5 protein-coding genes are annotated in these 4,603 nt (G+C 49.1%); 2 read left to right on the top strand and 3 right to left on the bottom strand.

Translation table 11 applies throughout. The annotated features are described in order from the left end of the window. Positions 1–377: 377 nt before the first annotated feature. Positions 378–767 (bottom strand): hypothetical protein, encoded by a 390-nt coding sequence (locus NG833_RS27510; protein WP_254568457.1) that lies wholly within the window; start codon positions 765–767, stop codon positions 378–380. Between the two features lie 681 nt (positions 768–1,448). Here NG833_RS27510 and queA point away from each other — a divergent pair. Continuing rightward, positions 1,449–2,624 carry a tRNA preQ1(34) S-adenosylmethionine ribosyltransferase-isomerase QueA gene (gene queA / locus NG833_RS27505; RefSeq protein ID WP_254568456.1) on the top strand — a complete coding sequence of 392 codons (1,176 nt, stop codon included), beginning with the start codon at positions 1,449–1,451 and terminating at the stop codon, positions 2,622–2,624. 112 nt (positions 2,625–2,736) lie between these two features. Here queA and rpmF read toward each other — a convergent pair whose 3' ends face one another. Further along, complete coding sequence (gene rpmF, locus NG833_RS27500; RefSeq protein WP_015151487.1) at positions 2,737–2,916, bottom strand: 50S ribosomal protein L32; 180 nt, start codon at positions 2,914–2,916, stop codon at positions 2,737–2,739. A gap of 138 nt (positions 2,917–3,054) precedes the next feature. Beyond that, entirely contained in the window at positions 3,055–3,894 is an 840-nt protein-coding gene (locus tag NG833_RS27495) for an Npun_R2479 family HD domain-containing metalloprotein (protein ID WP_254568455.1), read from the bottom strand. A gap of 345 nt (positions 3,895–4,239) precedes the next feature. Here NG833_RS27495 and NG833_RS27490 point away from each other — a divergent pair, with 345 nt between their 5' ends. Next, positions 4,240–4,566 carry a helix-turn-helix domain-containing protein gene (locus NG833_RS27490; protein WP_309143889.1) on the top strand — a complete coding sequence of 109 codons (327 nt, stop codon included), beginning with the start codon at positions 4,240–4,242 and terminating at the stop codon, positions 4,564–4,566. Positions 4,567–4,603: the final 37 nt, after the last annotated feature.

Here is a 4,603-nt window from a genome sequence, read left to right as displayed (position 1 = left end):
GCGCAATGCTTGCGCCCCTGGGGCGCAAGCATTGCGCCCCTACACATACCTTACTTTCAGTTGCGCGTTTGGAGGATTTATATTTTGCAATCCCCTTAGTTCCTTAACCATCGCATTTGGATGATTTATTTCTTGGAAACCCCAAACTCAAAACCCCCTACTGTTTCCCAGTGACCAGAGTTTGGTTGTGGGAATGGGCCGGGATTATTAGGGTGTTCCAACAAATAAATCCTCCAAATCCCGATGGTTAAGCACCTAACTCTAACTGTATTAGCCCGCGCAGGCACCGCTTTGTCCGTGTAGCCCCAGGCTTTCTAAGCGGAACGCTCCGCGAACAGCCTGCGGGTTTTTTGGGTATTTTATTTTTTGGAGTTCCCTTATGCTAAAGTTTCCGGACAATAGCCCAACCCTTGCACAAATTGCTCGCGAAACTCCTCAATTTCACTCAAGTCAGGATGACCGTGAGAGACAACGGCAATCTGATAGCGACGCATCACCTCAATGGGAGACTGTTCGTTTTCCAAGGCCCAGAGCGCCATTTGCAAGCGGATACTCGGTTGGCCGGGGATTCCTAGTTCATTCATAAAGGCTCGAAAATCCCCATCCTGCTGCGCTTTGAGGGGGTGATTCATTTTCACCCGCACAATCCATCCATCAATTTGATGAATCACGGTGAGGAAGCGAACCGGCAGATTCTCGCTGGTGTTGAGATATTCCGCAACTCTTAGGGTTAGACTGGCATTTGCCAGGTGATAGAGGTAATCCATCTTCACCAATTTCCGTATTCTTGGACAATAATGAGTCATCTGGTTTGTCCTGTGGGTTAGTTGATTGCTTGTTGGCTTCTAAACCTAGCTCTCCCCATCCCTAGCAAAGCTTTAAAAACTATAGCCTTTGGACTTTGTAGCGCCAGGGAAATATGGCTACATGAGTTGGCTGTCAGTGCCAGGAAAGGAATCCAGATGCTTTGCGTTCTCATCGAATTTAAAAGAGACCCAACTGAAGTAGGGAAGAATAGAACCGAATTAGAGATGTGACTTTAGAGGAGGTGTCTGGGTGGGGAAAATCTGGAGATTTTGCCAACTTTGTTTATGGGTTGATCTGGTTTTATCCCATTCACCCATGCCCTCGTCATCCTGCGATCGCATAACCATCAAAGCTCTATACTCTATTGTGGAGACCGCCTGGTTTTTCTAACATGGGTAAGATCCCTCTGATGATATGGGGAAGTCTACCCAAGTTTTTAAACTTACCGAGGGATGACCTTTCTTTAAACAGTTCTTAAGCTATCCTAGGTATTTATAGCCAGTTTTCTCTAATTCCTGAACTTCCCTACTATTTAATTGATCCGATTTAAAAAATAAATATTTAATTCGCCAAACTTTACATTATAATTTTCTATCTTAGCACAGATTCAACCGAATAAATCCCTTTTTGGGATGACAAGTATGTTCCCTAACGAAATCGATTCTGAGAGCCTAACATCCCCGGTCAACGCCCTCAACGGCCCAACCTACAAGAATACCGGGGGCGATCGCACCCTATCCGGATATGACTACGACCTGCCGGAAGACCGCATCGCTCAGAATCCGGTCACCCCTCGGGATAGTTCTCGGTTGCTCGTGGTGGATTCCCCCACCCGTCACCAGCATCGGCGATTCCGAGACCTCCCCGAACTCCTAGAACCCGGTGATTTACTGGTTCTCAACAATACTCGGGTGATGCCAGCTAGACTCTACGGCTATAAATCCACAGGTACACCTGTTGAGGTCCTGCTGTTAGAAGAACAAGAGGAGAACCAGTGGTTAGGATTAGTCAAACCCGGTCGGCGTTTAAAACCCGGGGCACTGATTCAGTTTCCTGCGCCCGATCATCCAGAAGGCGAACCTCTATCAAACTCCACCTTGCAGGCTAAAGTTTTAGCCACCGATGACGCGACTGGGGGGAGAATCTTGAAATTTGAAGCGACAGCGGGGGCCTCCGTCCGGGAGTTACTGGAGTCTTATGGACAGGTGCCCTTACCGCCTTACATTACCCAATCGGTCGCTTCACCGGACCAGTATCAAACGGTTTATGCGGAAGAGTCTGGATCCGCAGCGGCACCCACGGCGGGGTTGCACTTTACGGAAGAATTGCTCGATCGCCTGGAAGCCAAGGGAATCAATCGCGCCTTTGTCACCTTGCACGTGGGAGTGGGGACCTTTCGCCCGGTGGAGGTTGAGGATGTCACCCGCCATCAAATGCATGAAGAGTGGGTGCAAGTGCCGCCGGAAACCGTGGAAAAAATCCGCGAGACGAAAGCGCGGGGGAATCGCGTGATTGCGGTGGGAACCACCGGGGTGCGATCGCTCGAAGGTGCAGCAGTCTCCGGGGAATTGCAGCCGTTTTGTGGCAAGACTGATTTATTTATCTATCCGGGATATCAGTGGCGCGTCGTTGATGGATTGATTACCAATTTTCATCTACCGCGATCGAGCTTGTTGATGTTGGTGAGTGCATTGATCGGGCGCGATCGCCTGTTGGGGTTGTATCAGGAGGCGATCGCTCAGGAGTATCGCTTTTATTCCTTTGGGGACGCGATGATTATTTTGCCTGCTGCCAAGACTGAAGTTTCAGCCTCTTAAAAAAATCAGCATCAAGCACTTGACAAATGACAATGCTTCATGCTTGATTTTTCCCCTGAACGGATAGCAAGACGCGATCGCCCGCGTCTTGACCATCAATGAACCCCAACCTTTAGGATTCTTCGTCCTCGTCATCTTCGTCAGAAGGATAGACAAAACCCGTAGAACGTCCGGTCAATACCGACTTGCCGAGGGACAGGGCTTTTTGAGCTTGCAAAGCTGCTTTGTTCTTCCAAGTCGCTTTGCGTTTATCGCGCTTGGATTTCGAGGTTTTCTTCTTGGGAACCGCCATAACCTGAATGACTCAAATTTTTGACAACCTTTCCATTTTAAGCCATAATCTTGACTCTGCGATCGCACCGCGAGTCGTTTGCTGCTTTCTGGGGTAAAAAATTTTCACACCCTACCCAGTTTTCCCCCTGGCTCCTCATCAGTGCAAATTTTCATGCTCGATCACAAACACATTGGCATACAGATTGGCTAAAACCTGTTGTCCCTGTTGGGTCAACCCTAGGTAAGGTAGGGCCTCCTGAATGTAAGGATAAACGCTTTCCCAATAAACCCGAGGATATTTGGCCCGCAAATCCCCAGGGTTCTCGTATCCCAGTTTTGCATTCATGCCTATTTCTTCAAATTCATAGAACAGGGCACTAATCTTTTTCAAATATCTGGGGTCGCTGAGTTGGCCGACTAGGGCCGCCGCCCGCACCAGTGCCGGATAAGTGCCCGTTTCCTGAGAATCCTCAACCATTGGCATGGGAAACCGCGTCAGTTCGATATTCCGCTTGAGGGCTTCAGCATCAATCAGTTTATGACCGCCAAAGCGCTCTTGAATAAATAGCTTATCGCGATCGACTCGATAGGGTGTCAAGCTGGCAGAGGTCGCCCCTTCCGGTAGAGTCACCGTTTCGCCATTGCAACCCGTGGCATAGAGTCCGGCGGTTGTTCGATCCTGTTTGCAAACCCCTTTGACATAGCCGATATCGTGGCAGACTAGAGAAATGATAAAGTGCAGCCAATCTTCACAGGAAACGCCGCCCTCACGGATGTGTTTTCCTCGCAAGATTTCTTGTCCCACTAACGTGATGTTAATGGTGTGCTCGATATTGTGGTACAAGGCATCGGTATTTGCCAGGTTCTCTAGGGCCATGTGGCCTGCCCAACCGATAATATCTGCATAGTCTGGTTTCAAACCCCCGTATGTCCTGGCATAGCCTGCTTTAAGCTGGCGCACGAAGTCATCAATCAAGATTTCCGTGGTATTAAACATATCCCCTTCTGCCTGTTATTATTTGGGCTTCGTGGCCCGGGAGGGGCCAAAAACGCTGAGTAGACCGCAAACGTTGCTCCTGTCAATCATAAAAACTCGGTTTTGTGAGCTTGAACCAGAGATAATGGTGCTGGTATTCAGCTTAACCGCTAGGAGCCGAGCACTGTAACCGAAGGGTCAGTGTCGGTAGGAATAGCGGGTGCATCGATGGGGTTCAATGCCCCTGAGACGCACAAACTTCTAATGTATTGCCGCAAAACATCGGTCTGATTGCGTTCCGTGAGTTCACAATACCTGTCCAAATGCTCCTTTTCAATATCCGAAATTCTAAGACTTATCTGTTTCATGGGTAGCAATCATGTTTATATCTGCTACAATAATGGCATGAAACTAGCCTACCAGTATAAACTACTGCCGACCTACGAGCAACGATGCCGAATGGATCGTTGGCTCGATATGTTGCGCTGCCAGTACAACTATCTGCTGGCAGAACGCTTTGACTGGTGGCTGATGAATCGCTGTCCGGTGAATGCCTGCCCGTTGGTGGTGAGTATTGTCGAACCCAGGGAACAGCCGGAATACTACGGGCAGAAGCGTTCCTTGGTTCCGCTTAGGGGATTGCAAAATATAAATCATCCAACCGTTCAACTGATGAAAGGAAGGTATGTGTAGGGGCGCAATGCTTGCGCCCCTGGGGCGCAAGCATTGC

This window comes from Oscillatoria sp. HE19RPO (assembly GCF_024220515.1).
GTDB lineage: Bacteria > Cyanobacteriota > Cyanobacteriia > Cyanobacteriales > Laspinemataceae > Laspinema.
Note: the sequence above shows the minus strand (reverse complement) of the source record. Positions and strands in the feature narration are given on the sequence as shown.

Excerpts from the sequence above, each read along its gene's own strand:
- rpmF (WP_015151487.1), bottom strand. The coding sequence starts at position 2,916 with ATGGCGGTTCCCAAGAAGAAAACCTCGAAATCCAAGCGCGATAAACGC.
- NG833_RS27510 (WP_254568457.1), bottom strand. The coding sequence starts at position 767 with ATGGATTACCTCTATCACCTGGCAAATGCCAGTCTAACCCTAAGAGTT.
- NG833_RS27490 (WP_309143889.1), top strand. The coding sequence starts at position 4,240 with ATGGGTAGCAATCATGTTTATATCTGCTACAATAATGGCATGAAACTA.
- NG833_RS27495 (WP_254568455.1), bottom strand. The coding sequence starts at position 3,894 with ATGTTTAATACCACGGAAATCTTGATTGATGACTTCGTGCGCCAGCTT.
- queA (WP_254568456.1), top strand. The coding sequence starts at position 1,449 with ATGTTCCCTAACGAAATCGATTCTGAGAGCCTAACATCCCCGGTCAAC.